This is a genomic window from Pseudomonas fildesensis (genome assembly GCF_001050345.1).
GTDB lineage: Bacteria > Pseudomonadota > Gammaproteobacteria > Pseudomonadales > Pseudomonadaceae > Aquipseudomonas > Aquipseudomonas fildesensis.
Window position 1 is genome coordinate 675069 of sequence record NZ_LFMW01000001.1, and the last position, 18114, is coordinate 693182.

At 60.4% G+C, this 18114-nt stretch carries 13 protein-coding genes; 9 read left to right on the forward strand and 4 right to left on the reverse strand.

Annotation, left to right across the window (positions count from 1 at the left end; genetic code table 11):
* The first annotated feature begins 1 nt into the window (after nt 1).
* Nucleotides 2-1516, forward strand: a complete 1515-nt coding sequence (locus ACR52_RS03245) for an ABC transporter substrate-binding protein (RefSeq protein WP_048720421.1) — start codon at nt 2-4, stop codon at nt 1514-1516.
* Between the two features lie 204 nt (nt 1517-1720).
* Here ACR52_RS03245 and ACR52_RS03250 read toward each other — a convergent pair whose 3' ends face one another.
* The 4 genes from ACR52_RS03250 to ACR52_RS03265 form a co-directional block, all read right to left on the reverse strand.
* Nucleotides 1721-2461, reverse strand: a complete 741-nt coding sequence (locus ACR52_RS03250) for a YciK family oxidoreductase (protein ID WP_048720423.1) — start codon at nt 2459-2461, stop codon at nt 1721-1723.
* A gap of 124 nt (nt 2462-2585) precedes the next feature.
* Nucleotides 2586-3257: an N-acetylmuramic acid 6-phosphate phosphatase MupP gene (gene mupP / locus ACR52_RS03255; protein ID WP_048720426.1), complete on the reverse strand. Its 672-nt coding sequence runs from the start codon at nt 3255-3257 to the stop codon at nt 2586-2588.
* Nucleotides 3258-3261: 4 nt separating this feature from the next.
* Nucleotides 3262-3960 (reverse strand): bifunctional 2-polyprenyl-6-hydroxyphenol methylase/3-demethylubiquinol 3-O-methyltransferase UbiG, encoded by a 699-nt coding sequence (gene ubiG, locus ACR52_RS03260; protein WP_048720428.1) that lies wholly within the window; start codon nt 3958-3960, stop codon nt 3262-3264.
* Between the two features lie 64 nt (nt 3961-4024).
* On the reverse strand, nt 4025-5356 hold the full coding sequence (locus ACR52_RS03265; RefSeq protein WP_048720430.1) for a TRZ/ATZ family hydrolase: 1332 nt from the start codon (nt 5354-5356) through the stop codon (nt 4025-4027).
* 109 nt (nt 5357-5465) lie between these two features.
* Here ACR52_RS03265 and mtnA point away from each other — a divergent pair, with 109 nt between their 5' ends.
* From mtnA to rpsA, 8 genes are all read left to right on the forward strand, one after another.
* Nucleotides 5466-6542, forward strand: a complete 1077-nt coding sequence (gene mtnA / locus ACR52_RS03270) for an S-methyl-5-thioribose-1-phosphate isomerase (protein WP_048720431.1) — start codon at nt 5466-5468, stop codon at nt 6540-6542.
* Nucleotides 6543-6965: 423 nt separating this feature from the next.
* Nucleotides 6966-9635, forward strand: a complete 2670-nt coding sequence (gyrA, locus tag ACR52_RS03275; RefSeq protein WP_048720434.1) for a DNA gyrase subunit A — start codon at nt 6966-6968, stop codon at nt 9633-9635.
* A 211-nt stretch (nt 9636-9846) separates the two neighbouring features.
* Nucleotides 9847-10932, forward strand: a complete 1086-nt coding sequence (gene serC, locus ACR52_RS03280; RefSeq protein ID WP_048720436.1) for a 3-phosphoserine/phosphohydroxythreonine transaminase — start codon at nt 9847-9849, stop codon at nt 10930-10932.
* Nucleotides 10932-12026, forward strand: coding sequence for a prephenate dehydratase (pheA, locus tag ACR52_RS03285; RefSeq protein ID WP_048720437.1), 1095 nt, complete (start codon nt 10932-10934; stop codon nt 12024-12026). Before serC ends, pheA begins: the two co-directional genes overlap by 1 nt.
* 9 nt (nt 12027-12035) lie before the next feature.
* Nucleotides 12036-13148 carry a histidinol-phosphate transaminase gene (gene hisC / locus ACR52_RS03290; RefSeq protein WP_048720439.1) on the forward strand — a complete coding sequence of 371 codons (1113 nt, stop codon included), beginning with the start codon at nt 12036-12038 and terminating at the stop codon, nt 13146-13148.
* Between the two features lie 28 nt (nt 13149-13176).
* Nucleotides 13177-15387, forward strand: coding sequence for a bifunctional prephenate dehydrogenase/3-phosphoshikimate 1-carboxyvinyltransferase (locus tag ACR52_RS03295; protein WP_048720492.1), 2211 nt, complete (start codon nt 13177-13179; stop codon nt 15385-15387).
* Complete coding sequence (cmk, locus tag ACR52_RS03300) at nt 15384-16073, forward strand: (d)CMP kinase (RefSeq protein WP_003172653.1); 690 nt, start codon at nt 15384-15386, stop codon at nt 16071-16073. The genes ACR52_RS03295 and cmk overlap by 4 nt, the downstream gene beginning before the upstream one ends.
* 119 nt (nt 16074-16192) lie before the next feature.
* Entirely contained in the window at nt 16193-17887 is a 1695-nt protein-coding gene (gene rpsA / locus ACR52_RS03305) for a 30S ribosomal protein S1 (RefSeq protein ID WP_048720445.1), read from the forward strand.
* The last annotated feature ends 227 nt before the right edge of the window (nt 17888-18114 follow it).

Here is an 18114-nt window from a genome sequence, read left to right on the forward strand (position 1 = left end):
CATGCAATCCAGTCACTTGAAGTTGCTCGCCGCTGCTACGTTGACCGCCTGGTCGCTGACTGCCGGGTTCGCCCAGGCCGCCGGCGTCCTGACCATCGGTTGCCGTGAAGACAGCACCACGTTCGACCCGATCAAAAGCGCGCAAAACCGCGACACCTGGGTATTCGCCAACGTCTACGACACCCTGGTTCGCGTGAACAACCTAGGCACCAAGATGGAGCCGGGGCTGGCAGAAAGCTGGGAGATTTCCAAGGACGGCCTGACCTACACCTTCAAGCTGCGTGATGCGAAGTTCTCTGATGGCTCGCCGATCACCGCTGAGGACGCGGCGTTCAGCCTGTTGCGCATTCGCGACAACAAGGCTTCGCTGTGGAGCGACCCGTTCAGCCTGATCAATACGGCCAAGGCAGCGGATCCGCGAACCCTCGTCGTCACCCTGAAAACCCCGGCGGTCGCCTTCCTCTCGCAACTGGCTTCACCGACGGTGTCGATCCTGTCGGAAAAGGCCATGACCAAGATGGGCGAAGACGCCTACTCGGAAAACCCGGTGACGTCCGGCGCGTTTACGGTAGACGAGTGGCGCAAGGGGGATCGGGTGATCCTGAAGAAGAACCCGAACTTCTGGCAGGCCAAAAACGTGAGCCTGGATGGCGTGGAATGGGTGTCGGTCACCGACGACAACACGCGCATGCGCATGGTGCAGAACAACGAGCTGGACACGGCGATCTTCGTACCGTTTTCCCGCGTTGAAGAGCTGAAAAAAGACAAGAACGTGGTCATCCACTCCGACCCGTCCACCCGTGAAGATCACCTGCTGATCAACCACGCCCACGGTCTGCTGGCCAAGCAGGAAGTGCGTGAGGCGCTGGACATGGCCATCGACAAACAGTCGCTGGTGAAAACGGCCACTTACGGTCAAGGCACTGTGGCCTATTCCTACATCCCGAAAGGCTCGTTGTTCCACTACGCCAACAACCTGCAACGCCCGTATGACCCGACCGCCGCCAGGAAACTACTGGCCGACGCCGGTGCCAAGGACTTGAAGCTCAACTACGTGGTCAACGCCGGCAACGAAGCCGACGAGCAGATTGCGGTGATCATCAAGGACCAGTTGGCCAAGGTCGGCGTGACCGCCAACCTGCAGAAAGTCGACCCGACTCAAAGCTGGCAGATGCTGGTGGACGGTGAGTACGATATTTCGGTGATGTACTGGACCAACGACATCCTCGACCCGGACCAGAAGACCACCTTCGTGCTGGGCCACGACACTAACCAGAACTACATGACCCGCTACAAGAACGACAAGGTCAAAGACCTGGTGGCAGCGGCGCGCATCGAGGCCGACCCGGCCAAGCGTGAGCAGATGTACGTCGAACTGCAGAAACTGGCGAAACAGGATGTGAACTGGATCGACCTGTACTACAGCCCGTACATCAACATCTCACGCAAGAACGTGAGCAACTTCCTGCAAAACCCGTTGGGGCGTTTCACGCTTGAGGAAGTGGTCAAAAACTAAACCCGCTAACCCAACAACACGGGACTCGCCTTGCGGGCGGGCTTCCTGTGGCGAGCGGGCTTGCCCCGCGTTGGGCTGCGCAGCAGCCCCATCAAGGCCTGCGCGGTGTGTCAGGCAGGCCGAGGTGGCTGGTTTTGGGGCTGCTTCGCAGCCCAACGCGGGGCAAGCCCGCTCGCCACAAAAGGGCGCAGTTTGCTTTTAGGCTTACTGCGCATCAAACGCCTGCCCACTGATGCCCGTACTGTCCGGGCCCATCAGGTACAGGTACACCGGCATGATCTCTTCCGGCGCAGGCCTTTCCATCGGGTTTTCCCCCGGATACGCCTGGGCTCGCATGCTGGTGCGCGTGCCGCCCGGGTTGATACTGTTTGAGCGAACCGCTGCCACGTCTTCGAGCTCATCAGCCAGGGTCTGCATCAAGCCCTCAGTGGCAAACTTCGACACACCGTAAGCCCCCCAATACGCCCGGCCCTTGCGCCCGACACTGCTGGAGGTGAACACCACCGACGCATCCTGGGACAGCTTGAGCAGTGGCAGCAAGGTGCTGGTCAGCATGAACATCGCGTTGACGTTCACATGCATCACCCGCATGAAATTCTCACCGGACAATTGTTCGATCGGCGTGCGTGGGCCGATGATCGACGCGTTGTGCAGCAGGCCGTCGAGGTGGCCGAATTCCTTTTCGATCATCGCTGCCAGCTCATCGTATTGATGGGGCAGGGCGGTCTCCAGGTTGAACGGGATCACCACTGGCTGTGGCTGGCCGGCGGCTTCGATTTCGTCATAGACCTGAGCCAGGTTGGCTTCGGTCTTGCCCAGCAACAGCACAGTAGCGCCATGGGCGGCATAGGTTTTCGCCGCTGCCGCGCCAATCCCGCGACCGGCACCGGTCACCAGGATGACCCGGCCTTTGAGCAGTTCTGGACGTGCGGAGTAATCAAACATAAATAGCCTCGAAAAATTCAACAGGTTGCCAACACCGAACTTGAAAACACCGAGGATCCCCTGTGGGAGGGAGCAAGCCCCCTCCCACAGGGGATCTTCATAGGTCAGCAAAATCGCTGAGCAATCAGCAACTGCACAGTGCGTTATCCAGCACCTTGCGCAATTCCAGCGGGTGATCCACCACCACATCCGCGCCCCAATGGCGTGGGTTGTCGTCCGGGTGGATGTAGCCGTAGGTGACCGCCGCCGTGCGGGTGCCGGCGTCGCGGCCGGACTCGATGTCGCGCAGGTCATCACCGACGAACAGCACGCTGGCCGGGTCCAGGTCGAGCATCTTGCACGCGAGGATCAACGGCTCCGGGTCTGGCTTGCTGTTCTTCACGTGGTCCGGGCAAATCAGCAATGCCGAACGCTCGGCCAAACCCAACTGCTGCATGATCGGCTCGGCAAAGCGCAGCGGCTTGTTGGTGACCACGCCCCAGATCAGTTTGGACTTCTCGATGTCTGCCAGCAGTTCTTCCATGCCGTCGAATAACTTGCTGTGGATCGCGCAGCCCTTGAGGTAACGCTCCAGGAATTCCTGGCGCAGTTCTTCAAAGCCTGGCGATTCCGGGTCCATTGAAAAGGTCACGGCGACCATCGCCCGCGCGCCACCGGAGATTTCATCGCGAATGTGCTGGTCGTTGATCGGCGCCAAGCCACGGTCGGCACGCATGGCCTGACAGATGGCGATAAAGTCCGGCGCGGTGTCCAGCAGGGTACCGTCCATATCGAAGAGAACCGCTCGCAACTTCACAGGCTTACTCCTCGCGCAGTGTCTGGATCATGTAGTTGACGTCCACGTCGCTGGCCAGCTTGTAGTGCTTGGTCAGCGGGTTGTAGGTCAGGCCGATGATGTCCTTGACGGTCAGCCCGGCCTGACGGCTCCAGGCGCCCAGCTCGGACGGGCGGATGAATTTCTTGAAGTCATGGGTGCCGCGCGGCAGCAGCTTCATGATGTATTCGGCGCCGATGATCGCGAACAGGTAGGCCTTCGGATTACGGTTGATGGTGGAGAAAAACACCTGGCCGCCCGGCTTGACCATGCGGAAGCAGGCACGGATCACCGACGACGGGTCTGGCACGTGTTCCAGCATCTCCAGGCAGGTAACCACGTCGAATTGCTCGGGCAACTCGATGGCCAGGTCTTCGGCGGTGATCTGGCGGTACTCCACGCTCACGCCGGATTCCAGCTGGTGCAACTGGGCCACGGCCAGCGGCGCTTCGCCCATGTCGATACCCATCACGGTAGCGCCGCGCTGGGCCATGGCTTCGCTGAGGATGCCGCCGCCGCAACCGACGTCGAGTACCTTCTTGCCGGCCAGGTTGACGCGCTCGTCAATCCAGTTGACCCGCAGCGGGTTGATGTCGTGCAGGGGCTTGAACTCGCTTTCGCGGTCCCACCAGCGGTGCGCGAGGGCTTCGAATTTGGCGATTTCGGCGTGGTCGACGTTGCTCATGGTGAATCCTCTAAATCTGATAAATCGATTGGTCGGTGCCGAACACGCGGGTCCGGCACCGGCGTTATTCGCTGTGCCCGCTGATGCGTTGGCCCCAGGCAATAGCCGTGGCGGTCAACTGTTGTTCATCCATGCGGGTCAATTGCCGGTCGTCGAGCAACTGCTTGCCGGCGACCCAAAGGTGTTTCACGCAATCGCGTCCGGTGGCATATATAAGCTGTGAGACCGGATCGTAGATCGGTTGTTGCGCCAGCCCTGAAAGATCGAAGGCCACCATGTCTGCCGCCTTGCCGATCTCCAGCGAACCGATTTCGCTCTCCAGGCCCATGGCGCGGGCACCATTGAGCGTAGCCATGCGCAGGGCTCGGTGCGCATCCAGGGCGGTGGCCGAGCCGGCGACGGCCTTGGCCAGCATCGCAGCCGTGCGGGTTTCGCCCAGCAGGTCCAGGTCATTGTTGCTGGCGGCGCCGTCGGTGCCTATGGCCACATTGATGCCAGCCTGCCACAGACGCTCCACCGGGCAGAAGCCACTGGCCAGTTTCAGGTTCGATTCCGGACAATGGATGACGCTGGTGTTGCTTTCTACCAGCAAAGCCAGGTCATCCTCGCTGATTTGGGTCATATGAACGGCCTGGAAACGCGGGCCCAGCAACCCAAGGCGACCCAGGCGGGCCAATGGCCGCTCGCCGGTCTGCTCGACGGCTTGCTGTACCTCAAAGGCGGTTTCGTGCACGTGCATATGGATCGCGGCGTCCAGCTCTTCGGCGATCACGCGGATCTTTTCCAGGTTGTCATCGCTCACGGTGTAGGGCGCGTGGGGGCCGAACGTGATCTTGATGCGCGGGTGCTGCTTGAGGTCGCCGAACAGCTCGATGCCCTGGCGAATCGCCTCATCGGCGTTGCTGGCGCCGGGAATCGGGAAGTCGAGGATCGGAATCGCGATCTGCGCGCGCATGCCGCTGTTGTGTACGCAGTCGCTGGCGACCTTGGGGTAGAAATACATGTCGGAGAAGCAGGTGATGCCGCCCTTGAGCTGTTCGGCGATGGCGAGGTCGGTGCCGTCGCGCACGAAGGCTTCGTCGACCCACTTGGCTTCGGCGGGCCAGATGTGTTTTTCCAGCCAGGTCATCAGCGGCAAGTCGTCGGCGAGACCGCGAAACAGGCTCATCGCCGCATGCCCGTGGGCGTTGATCAGGCCGGGGCTGAGCAGCATGCCCGGCAGCTCGCGCACTTCGCTGGCCGAAAGCTTCAACGCCGCCGCCCGTGGCCCGATAAAGGCAATGCGCCCGTCGCGAATACCCAGGCCATGCTCTTTAAGCACTACGCCGGCGGGCTCGACAGGTACCAGCCAGGTTGGCAGCAACAGCAAGTCGAGCGGGGCGGCAGTGGCGGTCATCGCAGGCTTCTTCCGGGGCAGCTATAAAAGAAGGGCGAAGTATACCCGAGCGTCCAGGCTGGCGGATCGCTATAATCGGCGGCTTTTGTTCATGAGTACGGGGTGAGGGATGCGCGATCGACTGTTGGCAGCGGAGAAAGTGAAGGCCATCGATTGGCGTGATGGCGCACTGCACCTGCTCGATCAGCGTGCGTTGCCGTCCCGGGAAAGCTGGGTGGTGTGCTCGACGGTAGAAGAAGTCGCCGCGGCCATTCGCTCGATGACCGTGCGCGGCGCGGCGGCCATCGGCATCACTGCCGCGTATGGCCTGGTGCTCGCTGCTCGTCATCGGGTTGCCGAGGGCGGCGACTGGCAAGCTGCGTGGGAAGAAGACTACGCACTGTTAGCCGATACTCGCCCCACCGCGTCGAACCTGTTCTGGGCGCTCAAGCGCATGCGCGATCGTCTGGATCGCGTCAAGAAGCACGCCGACCCGCTGGTGGTGCTGGAAGCCGAAGCCATCGCGATCCATGAAAGTGATCGGGAAGCCAATCTCGTGATGGCTCAACTGGGCGTCGAACGGATTCGCAAACACCAGGGCAACGCCCAGGCAATCCTGACCCATGGCAACGCAGGCGCCCTGGCGACGGGAGGTGTCGGCACGGCCCTCGGTGTGATTCGCGGTGCCTTCCTGGAGGGTTTGGTCGAGCAGGTCTACGCCAACGAAACCCGCCCGTGGTTGCACGGCTCGCGGCTGACGGCCTGGGAATTGGCGGGCGAGGGCATCCCGGTCACGGTCAACGCAGATTCGGCCGGCGCGCATATCCTCAAGACCAAGGGCGTGACCTGGGTAATTGTCGGTGCCGACTGCATCGCGGCCAATGGCGATGTGATCAGCAAGATCGGCACCTATCAATTGGCCGTGTGTGCCATGCACCACGGCGTGCGCTTCATGGTGGTGGCGCCGAGTTCGACCCTCGACTTGATGATGGCCTCTGGCGACGACGTAGCGCTTGAAGAGCGCGATGTGGGTGAGTTACTGGAAGTTGCCGGCCAGCGTTTTGCCGCTGAAGTGAAGGCCTACAACCCGGTGTTTGACGTGACTCCTGCGGACCTGATCGACGTGATCGTGACCGAAAAAGGCATCGTCGAACGACCAGATACCGCCAAAATAGCCAAGTTGATGTGCCGTAAGCGGCTGCATTGAGGGTTGTGGCGTCTGTGAAATCGCTATCGGGAGCAAGCCTCCTCGCACATTTTGAATGTGTTCACCGTTAAGTGTGGGAGGGGGCTTGCTCCCGATTGGCCTTGAAAGTCAATAAAACCCTCGGATCTGCCCTCGAAAAATAGTACCCATCCGCTTCTGAGCCTCTCTCGTCGCCCTCAAGCCTGTCATCCGTCAACTTACTATGCTCCATGCGCATCAGGGGGATAGGTGCGTGGCGGCGATTGTGATAACATCCGGCGGTTTCCAGGGTCGCCCCGAGGGGCGACCTTTAACGTGCAGATCCGTGTCATAACTCGTTGATTTGTCGTAAGTCGTTGTCAGGCACCACGCCGGCAGCGGCGAGCTTCGTTCGTCCCATATGGATGTGACGAGGTTTCACCCGAAAAAGGAATCAGGCTTCTCATGGGCGAACTGGCCAAAGAAATCCTCCCGGTCAATATCGAAGACGAGCTGAAACAGTCCTACCTCGACTACGCGATGAGCGTAATTGTCGGTCGGGCACTGCCTGATGCGCGCGATGGCTTGAAGCCCGTGCACCGGCGTGTGCTGTTCGCGATGAGCGAGCTGGGTAACGACTGGAACAAGCCGTACAAGAAATCTGCCCGTGTTGTCGGTGACGTGATCGGTAAGTATCACCCTCACGGCGACACTGCGGTGTACGACACCATCGTTCGGATGGCCCAGCCGTTTTCCCTGCGCTACCTGCTGGTAGACGGCCAGGGCAACTTCGGTTCGGTCGATGGCGACAACGCCGCCGCCATGCGATATACCGAAGTACGCATGACCAAGCTGGCGCACGAGCTGCTGGCCGACCTGCATAAAGAAACCGTGGACTGGGTGCCGAACTACGACGGCACCGAAATGATCCCGGCTGTCATGCCAACCCGTATTCCCAACCTGCTGGTCAACGGCTCCAGCGGTATCGCCGTGGGCATGGCCACCAACATCCCGCCGCACAACCTCGGTGAAGTCATCGACGGTTGCCTGGCGCTCATCGACAACCCTGAGTTGACCATCGATGAGCTGATGCAATACATCCCAGGTCCGGACTTCCCGACCGCCGCGATCATCAACGGTCGCGCCGGTATCATCGAAGCCTACCGCACCGGTCGTGGCCGCATTTACATGCGCGCCCGCTCGATGATCGAAGACATCGACAAGGTCGGTGGCCGCCAGCAGATCGTCATCACCGAACTCCCTTACCAGTTGAACAAGGCGCGTCTGATCGAGAAGATCGCCGAGCTGGTTAAAGAGAAGAAGCTCGAAGGCATCACCGAACTGCGCGACGAGTCCGACAAAGACGGTATGCGCGTAGTGATCGAGCTGCGTCGTGGCGAAGTGCCTGAGGTGATCCTCAACAACCTTTACGCCCAGACCCAGCTGCAAAGCGTGTTTGGTATCAACGTCGTGGCCCTGATCGACGGCCGTCCGCGCATCCTGAACCTCAAGGATCTGCTGGAAGCCTTCGTCCGTCACCGCCGCGAAGTGGTCACCCGCCGTACTGTGTTCGAACTGCGCAAGGCCCGCGAACGCGGCCACATCCTGGAAGGCCAGGCAGTTGCGCTGTCGAACATCGACCCGGTCATCGCCCTGATCAAGGCTTCGCCGACCCCGTCGGAAGCCAAGGAAGCGCTGATCAAGATGCCGTGGGAATCCAGCGCCGTTGTGGCGATGGTTGAACGCGCCGGTGCCGATTCGTGCCGTCCAGAGACCCTGGACCCGCAATACGGTCTGCGCGAAGGCAAGTACTTCCTGTCGCCTGAGCAAGCCCAGGCCATCCTGGAACTGCGCCTGCACCGCCTGACCGGTCTGGAGCACGAGAAGCTGCTGGCCGAGTACCAGGAGATCCTCAACCAGATCGGCGAGCTGATCCGCATCCTCAACAGCGCTGTGCGCCTGATGGAAGTGATCCGCGAAGAACTGGAAGTGATCCGCGCCGAATATGGCGATGTGCGCCGCACCGAAATTCTCGATGCTCGTCTCGACCTGACCCTGGGTGACATGATCCCGGAAGAAGAGCGCGTCGTGACCATCTCCCACGGTGGCTACGCCAAGACCCAGCCATTGGCTGCGTACCAGGCCCAGCGTCGTGGCGGTAAAGGTAAATCGGCTACCGGCGTGAAGGATGAGGACTACATCGCTCACCTGCTGGTCGCCAATAGCCACACCACGCTGCTGCTGTTCTCCAGCAAGGGCAAGGTGTACTGGCTGAAAACCTACGAAATCCCGGAAGCCTCCCGCGCCGCCCGTGGCCGTCCGTTGGTCAACCTGCTGCCACTGGACAGTGATGAATACATCACCACCATGCTGCCGGTCGACGAATACACCGAAGGTCACTTCATCTTCATGGCGACCGCCAAAGGCACCGTGAAGAAGACCCCGCTGGAATCCTTCAGTCGTCAACGCAGCGTGGGCCTGATCGCCCTGGAGCTGGATGAGGGCGACGTACTGATCTCCGCCGCTATCACCGATGGCGAGCGCGAAGTCATGCTGTTCTCCGACGGCGGCAAGGTTACGCGCTTCAAGGAATCCGACGTTCGCGCCATGGGCCGTACCGCCCGCGGTGTTCGCGGCATGCGCCTGCCGGAAGGGCAGAAGCTGATTTCGATGCTGATCCCGGAAGAAGGCAGCCAGATCCTCACCGCTTCCGAGCGTGGTTATGGCAAGCGGACTGCCATCAGCGAGTTCCCGGAGTACAAGCGTGGCGGCCAGGGCGTTATCGCCATGGTCAGCAACGACCGCAACGGCCGTCTGGTCGGCGCGGTCCAGGTGCTTGATGGCGAGGAAATCATGCTGATTTCCGACCAGGGCACTCTGGTGCGTACCCGTGTCGCTGAAGTGTCGAGCCTGGGCCGTAACACTCAGGGCGTGACCTTGATCAAGCTGGCCAAGGACGAAAAACTGGTCGGCCTGGAGCGTGTGCAGGAACCTTCGGAAGTCGAAGGCGAGGAGCTGGAAGGCGACGAGCTTGAAGGTGAAGGCTTCGACGGCGAGGTGATCGCAACTGGCGATGACAACGTCGACGAGCCAACCCTCGACGCTGCTGCAGACGAAGAAGAACCGCAGGAATAAGCGGACACACAGGGGGCGGATGAAGATTCGCCCCCTTGTTGTTTGTCCCCTTTGAAATAACAACGCCGCCCTCTGTAGGAGCGAGCTTGCTCGCGAAAATCGCCAACGATAACGCGGGCTGCCGATGCGCCCTTGCGCTCTCGGGTTTTTCGCGAGCAAGCTCGCTACTACAGTGTTTGATTTCAGTCCCACCAGATTAGAGAGATTGGATGTGAGCAAGAGAGCCTATAACTTCTGTGCCGGTCCCGCGGCGCTTCCTGAAGCAGTCCTGCAGCGTGCGCAGGGTGAACTCCTCGACTGGCATGGAAAAGGCCTCTCCGTGATGGAAATGAGCCATCGCAGCGATGAGTTCGTGTCCATTGCCACCAAGGCCGAGCAGGACCTGCGCGACTTGATGGACATCCCATCCGACTACAAGGTGCTGTTCCTGCAAGGCGGCGCGAGCCAGCAGTTTGCCCAGCTGCCGCTGAACCTGCTGCCCGAAGACGGCACCGCCGACTATATCGACACCGGTATCTGGTCGCAGAAAGCCATTGAGGAAGCTTCGCGCTACGGCAACGTTAATGTGGCCGGTACCGCCAAGCCCTACGACTACTTCGCGATTCCAGGTCAGAACGAATGGAAGCTGTCGAAAGACGCGGCCTACGTGCACTACGTGCAGAACGAGACCATTGGCGGCCTGGAATTCGACTGGGTGCCTGAAGTGGGTGATGTTCCGCTGGTGTGCGACATGTCCTCGGACATCCTCTCGCGCCCAATCGACGTGTCTCAATACGGCATGATCTACGCCGGCGCACAGAAGAACATCGGCCCGAGCGGCATCCTGGTCAACATCATCCGTGAAGACCTGCTGGGTCGCGCGCGTTCGCTGTGCCCGACCATGCTCAACTACAAGGTCGCGGCCGACAACGGCTCGATGTACAACACCCCGCCGGCGTTCGCCTGGTACCTGTCGGGCCTGGTGTTCGAGTGGCTGAAAGAGCAGGGCGGTGTCGCCGCCATGGGCAAGCTCAACGAAGAGAAGAAGCGCACCCTGTACGACTTCATCGACGCCAGCGGCCTGTACAGCAACCCGATCAACGTGCCGGACCGCTCGTGGATGAACGTGCCGTTCCGCCTGGCCGATGACCGTCTGGACAAGCCATTCCTGGCCGGTGCCGAGGCGCGCGGCCTGCTGAACCTCAAGGGCCACCGTTCGGTGGGTGGCATGCGCGCCTCCATCTACAACGCTGTCGACATCCACGCGATCAACGCGCTGGTTGCCTACATGGCAGAGTTCGAAAAGGAACACGGCTAATGTCTGAACAAGAGCTCAAGGCCCTGCGCGTGCGCATTGACAGCCTGGACGAGAAAGTCCTGGAGCTGATCAGTGAGCGCGCTCGGTGTGCCCAGGAAGTGGCGCGGGTGAAGATGGCGTCCCTGGCGGAAGGCGAAGTGCCGGTTTTTTACCGGCCTGAGCGTGAAGCCCAGGTGCTCAAGCGCGTGATGGAGCGCAACAAAGGGCCATTGGGTAACGAAGATATGGCGCGGTTGTTCCGTGAAATCATGTCCTCGTGCCTGGCGCTTGAACAGCCGCTCAAAGTGGCTTACCTCGGTCCTGAGGGCACGTTCACCCAGGCAGCAGCCATGAAGCATTTCGGCCACGCGGTGATCAGCAAACCGATGGCGGCAATCGACGAAGTGTTCCGGGAAGTGGCGGCCGGTGCGGTGAATTTTGGCGTGGTGCCGGTGGAAAACTCCACCGAAGGCGCGGTCAACCACACGCTCGACAGCTTCCTTGAGCACGACATGGTGATCTGCGGCGAAGTCGAGCTGCGCATTCACCACCACCTGTTGGTGGGCGAAAATACCAAGACCGACAGCATCAGCCGTATCTACTCCCACGCCCAATCGCTGGCCCAGTGCCGCAAGTGGCTGGACGCGCATTATCCGAATGTCGAACGCGTGGCGGTTTCCAGCAACGCCGAGGCGGCGAAGCGGGTCAAGGGTGAGTGGAATTCGGCGGCAATTGCCGGCGATATGGCCGCTGGCCTGTACGGCCTGACGCGCCTGGCCGAAAAAATCGAGGATCGCCCGGACAACTCCACGCGCTTCCTGATGATCGGCAGCCAGGAAGTACCGCCGACCGGCGACGACAAGACCTCGATCATCGTTTCCATGAGCAACAAGCCCGGCGCGCTGCATGAGCTGCTGGTGCCGTTCCACGATAACGGGATTGACCTGACGCGCATCGAGACGCGCCCTTCGCGCAGCGGTAAATGGACCTACGTGTTCTTTATCGACTTCGTCGGCCACCATCGCGACCCGCTGGTCAAAGGTGTGCTGGAGAAAATCAGTCAGGAGGCCGTGGCACTCAAGGTGCTGGGCTCTTACCCGAAAGCGGTTTTGTGAGGCTTTAACATGAGTGGCAACTTCCTCGCACTGGCTCAGCCGGGCGTGCAACAACTGTCGCCTTACGTTCCAGGCAAGCCTGTAGACGAGCTGGCGCGTGAGCTGAACCTGGATCCGGCGAAGATCGTCAAGCTGGCGAGTAACGAGAACCCGCTGGGCCCAAGCCCGAAGGTATTGGCGGCGATTCGCGAAGAGCTGACTGAGCTGACCCGTTATCCCGACGGCAACGGCTTTGCACTCAAGTCCTTGTTGGCGGAAAAATGCCGAGTGGAGCTGAACCAGGTCACCCTGGGCAACGGTTCCAATGACATTCTTGAGCTGGTGGGCCGTGCCTACCTGGCGCCAGGCCTGAATGCGGTGTTCAGCGAGCATGCGTTTGCGGTCTACCCGATCGTTACCCAGGCCGTCGGTGCCGAAGCGCGGGTTATTCCTGCCAGGGATTGGGGTCACGACCTGCCGGCCATGCTGGCAGCCATCGACGCCCAGACTCGCGTGGTGTTCATTGCCAACCCGAACAACCCGACCGGTACCTGGTTCGATGAGCAGGCGCTGAATGAATTCCTGCAGGACGTGCCGGAAAACGTGCTGGTCGTGCTGGACGAGGCCTACATCGAGTACGCCGAAGGCAGCGACCTGCCGGACGGCCTGGATTTCCTCGCGGCCTACCCCAACCTGCTGGTATCGCGGACCTTTTCCAAGGCTTATGGCCTGGCGTCGCTGCGGGTCGGCTACGGCCTGTCGACAGCGGTCGTCGCTGACGTGCTGAACCGTGTGCGCCAACCCTTCAACGTCAACAGCCTCGCCCTGGCGGCGGCCTGTGCAGCGGTGAAGGACGCCGAGTACCTGGAAGAAGGTCGCCGCATCAACGAAAGCGGCATGCTGCAACTGCAGGAAGGCTTCCGTGAGTTGGGCCTGGGCTGGATTCCGTCCAAGGGCAACTTCATCTGCGTCGACCTCGCTCAAGTGGCTGCCCCGATATTCCAGGGCCTGCTGCGCGAAGGCGTGATCGTGCGTCCGGTGGCCAATTACGGCATGCCGAACCACCTGCGCATCACCATAGGCTTGCCGGCTGAAAACAGCCGCTTCCTGGAGGCGCTGGCCAAGGTTCTGGCTCGTGGTTGATGTCACTGCACTGCAACCTGCTGTGCCTATGATCGGTCGCCTGGTGGTGGTTGGTCTGGGGTTGATCGGCGGCTCCTTCGCCAAGGGCCTGCGTGAAAGCGGGCTGTGCGGTGAAGTGGTCGGCGTGGACCTGGACCCGCAATCGCGCAAGTTGGCGGTTGAGCTGGGCGTGGTGGATCGCTGTGAAGCAGACCTGGCGATTGCTTGCCAGGGTGCCGACGTGATCCAGCTGGCCGTGCCGATCCTGGCGATGGAGAAATTGCTGGCGGTATTGGCCGGCATGGACTTGGGCCAGGCAATCCTCACGGACGTCGGCAGTGCCAAGGGCAATGTGGTGCGCGCGGCGCAGCGGGCGTTTGGCAGCATGCCGCCACGTTTTGTGCCGGGCCATCCGATTGCCGGTTCCGAGCAGAGCGGGGTGGAAGCGTCCAATGCGCGGCTGTTCCGCCGCCATAAAGTGATTTTGACGCCGCTGGAGCAAACCGACCCGGCCGCATTGGCCGTGGTGGACCGCCTGTGGCGCGAGCTCGGCGCGGATGTCGAGCACATGCAGGTCGAGCGCCACGACGAAGTGCTGGCCGCGACCAGCCATTTGCCGCATCTGCTGGCATTTGGCCTGGTGGACTCCCTGGCCAAGCGCAACGAGAACCTCGAGATTTTCCGCTACGCCGCCGGTGGCTTCCGCGATTTCACGCGGATCGCCGGCAGCGACCCGGTGATGTGGCACGACATCTTCCTCGCCAATCGCGAAGCGGTGTTGCGCACCCTGGACACCTTCCGCAGCGACCTCGACGCCTTGCGCGACGCAGTTGATGCCGGCGATGGCCATCAATTATTGGGCGTGTTCACCCGTGCGCGGGTGGCGCGTGAACATTTCAGCAAGATCCTGGCTCGCCGGGCCTATATGGAAACTGCTGTGAACGCCGATGAGTTGACCTTTATCGCCAACCCGGGCGGCCGCTTGAGCGGGCGTATCCGAGTGCCGGGCGACAAGTCGATCTCCCATCGGTCGATCATGCTCGGTTCCTTGGCCGATGGCGTGACGGAAGTCGAAGGTTTCCTTGAGGGCGAAGATGCCCTGGCGACCTTGCAGGCGTTTCGCGACATGGGCGTGGTGATTGAAGGGCCGCATCACGGTCGCGTGACTATCCACGGCGTGGGCCTGCATGGATTGAAGCCTGCGCCGGGGCCGATTTACCTCGGTAACTCCGGCACGTCGATGCGCCTGTTGTCCGGGTTGCTGGCTGCGCAAAGCTTCGACAGCGTGTTGACGGGCGATGCGTCGCTGTCCAAGCGCCCGATGAGCCGTGTAGCCAAGCCACTGCGGGAAATGGGTGCGGTGATCGAGACCGGGCCGGAAGGGCGTCCGCCGCTGACCATTCGTGGTGGCCAGGCGCTTAAAGGCGTGTCTTATTCAATGCCGATGGCCAGTGCCCAGGTCAAATCCTGCCTGTTGCTGGCTGGGTTGTACGCCGAGGGCAAAACTGCAGTGACCGAGCCCGCGCCGACCCGTGACCACACCGAGCGCATGTTGCGTGGCTTTGGGTATCCGGTGGTGGTGCAGGGCGCTACGGCGTCGGTTGAGTCGGGCCATGCGCTGACGGCGACCCATATTGAAGTGCCGGGGGATATTTCGTCGTCGGCGTTCTTCCTGGTGGCCGCGTCGATTGCCGCAGGTTCAGAGCTGTTGCTGGAGCATGTCGGCATCAATCCGACGCGCACTGGCGTTATCGACATCCTGCGACTGATGGGCGCGGACATCACCCTCGAAAATCAGCGTGAGGTAGGCGGTGAGCCGGTAGCCGATCTGCGCGTTCGCGCGGCGACGCTCAAAGGGATCGAGATCCCCGAAGCGCTGGTGCCATTGGCGATCGACGAATTTCCTGTGCTGTTTATTGCCGCCGCCTGTGCTGAAGGCCGAACCGTCTTGCGCGGTGCGCAAGAGCTGCGGGTCAAGGAGTCTGACCGTATCCAGGTCATGGCCGATGGTCTGCTGGCGCTGGGCGTGAAGTGTGAACCGACCCCTGATGGGATTATCATTGACGGTGGGATGATGGGCGGTGGTGAAGTCCTTGCCCAGGGTGATCACCGGATTGCCATGGCATTCAGCGTGGCGTCCCTGCGGGCGGCGGCGCCGATTCGCATCCGTGACTGCGCCAATGTTGCTACGTCTTTTCCGAATTTTCTTACACTGTGTGCCCAAGTCGGCATCCGTGTTGCCCAAGAGGCTCAATTGTGAATATCAAAGCACCGGTGATTACCATCGACGGGCCAAGCGGCTCGGGCAAAGGCACCATCGCCGGCATCCTGGCCAAGCGCCTGGGCTGGTGCCTGCTGGATTCCGGCGCGCTGTACCGCCTGCTGGCGTTTGCCGCACGCAACCATGGCGTCGACCTGACCAACGAAGAATCCCTGAAGCTGCTGGCGGCGCACCTCGATGTGCAGTTCGTCGGGGCGACGGAAGGTCATCCGCAGCGCATCATCCTTGAAGGGGATGATGTGACTGATGACCTGCGCAACGAACAAGTCGGCTCCTGGGCCTCCCAGGTTGCCGCGCTGCCGGCCGTGCGTGATGCCCTGCTGCAGCGCCAGCGGGCATTCCAGGAGCCGCCGGGGCTAGTGGCAGACGGTCGCGACATGGGCACGGTGGTGTTTCCCGAGGCTCCGCTGAAGATTTTCCTGACCGCCAGCGCCGAGGAGCGGGCTCGTCGCCGTTACTTGCAGTTGAAGGGCAAAGTCGATGGTGTTAGTCTGTCGAGTCTGCTAGATGAGATCCGTGCACGCGATGAGCGTGATACCCAGCGTGCGGTAGCCCCGCTTAAGCCGGCGGCTGACGCCATACAGCTGGATTCCACGGAGTTGTCCATCGAGCAGGTGCTGGAACGCATCTTGAGTGAAATCGCCATTCGCGATATCGCCGGGTGACCAAGAGGGCCGCAGGGGACCAGTCATAGTCCTGGGGTGCTTCTTCTAATTGAAACTAACCCACACCGTCTGGGGTGTGGAGATGGGCGTATTCTTCGCCCTCATCAACAGGAATTAAAATGAGCGAAAGCTTTGCGGAACTCTTTGAAGAAAGCCTAAAAACCCTGAACCTCCAGGCTGGCTCCATCATCACCGGTGTTATCGTTGATATCGATTACCAAGCTCGCTGGGTAACCGTTCACGCTGGTCTGAAGTCTGAAGCTCTGATCCCGCTGGAACAGTTCTACAACGATGCTGGCGACCTGACTATCAATGTCGGTGACGAAGTTCACGTTGCTCTGGACTCGGTTGAAGACGGTTTCGGTGAAACCAAGCTGTCCCGTGAAAAAGCCAAGCGCGCTGAATGCTGGATTGTTCTCGAAGCAGCCTTCGCAGCTGAAGAAGTGGTCAAGGGCGTTATCAACGGTAAGGTTAAAGGCGGCTTCACTGTCGACGTTAACGGCATCCGTGCGTTCCTGCCAGGTTCTTTGGTCGACGTTCGTCCTGTGCGCGACACCACGCACCTGGAAGGCAAAGAACTCGAATTCAAGGTCATCAAGCTCGACCAGAAGCGCAACAACGTTGTCGTTTCCCGTCGCAGCGTCCTGGAAGCAGAGAACTCCGCCGAGCGTGAAGCTCTGCTGGAATCCCTGCAGGAAGGCCAACAAGTCAAAGGTATCGTCAAGAACCTCACCGATTACGGCGCATTCGTCGATCTGGGTGGCGTCGATGGCCTGCTGCACATTACCGACATGGCTTGGAAACGTATCAAGCATCCTTCCGAAATCGTCAACGTTGGCGACGAGATCGATGTCAAGGTTCTGAAGTACGATCGTGAGCGCAACCGCGTTTCCCTGGGCTTGAAGCAGCTGGGCGAAGATCCATGGGTCGCTATCAAAGCTCGTTACCCAGAAAGCACTCGCGTTACCGCGCGTGTTACCAACCTGACCGACTACGGCTGCTTCGCTGAGCTGGAAGAAGGCGTGGAAGGCCTGGTACACGTTTCCGAAATGGACTGGACCAACAAGAACATCCACCCTTCGAAAGTCGTACAAGTCGGCGACGAAGTGGAAGTTATGGTTCTGGACATCGACGAAGAGCGTCGTCGTATCTCTCTGGGCATCAAGCAGTGCAAATCTAACCCATGGGAAGATTTCTCTGGCCAGTTCAACAAGGGCGATAAAATCTCCGGCACCATCAAGTCGATCACCGATTTCGGTATCTTCATTGGTCTGGACGGCGGCATCGACGGCCTGGTTCACCTGTCCGACATCTCCTGGAACGAAGTGGGCGAAGAAGCTGTTCGTCGCTTCAAGAAGGGCGACGAGCTGGACACCGTTATCCTGTCGGTTGACCCAGAGCGCGAGCGCATCTCCCTGGGTATCAAGCAACTGGAAAGCGATCCGTTCTCCGAGTACGTTCAAGAGAACGACAAAGGCGCAATCGTTAAAGGCATCGTGAAAGAAGTTGACGCTAAAGGCGCCATCATCACTCTGGCCGACGATATCGAAGCGACTCTGAAAGCCTCCGAAATCAGCCGTGACCGCGTTGAAGACGCGCGTAACGTTCTGAAAGAAGGCGAAGAAGTAGAAGCCAAGATCATCAGCGTTGACCGCAAGAGCCGCGTAATCCAGCTCTCCATCAAGTCGAAAGACGATGCTGAAGAGAAAGAAGCCATTCAGAGCCTGCGCGACAAGCCAGCTACCTCTGAAATCGCTGCTGGTCCTACCACTCTGGGCGACCTGTTGCGTGCACAAATGGAAAAACAGAACTAAGTTCTGTCCGACCATAGAAAAAGGGCGACTTCGGTCGCCCTTTTTTGTGCCTGTGTCTTGTCCTGAATAAGGTTTACACCTTCTGACCCAATCTCAGGAGGGCGTAATGAATTCAGGAAAAAGGCGCAGTCAGCGTGATTACTCGCTGACCTTTAAATTGTCAGTCGTCGATCAGGTCGAAAAAGGCGAGTTGAGTTATAAAGAGGCTCAAGAGCGCTACGGCATTC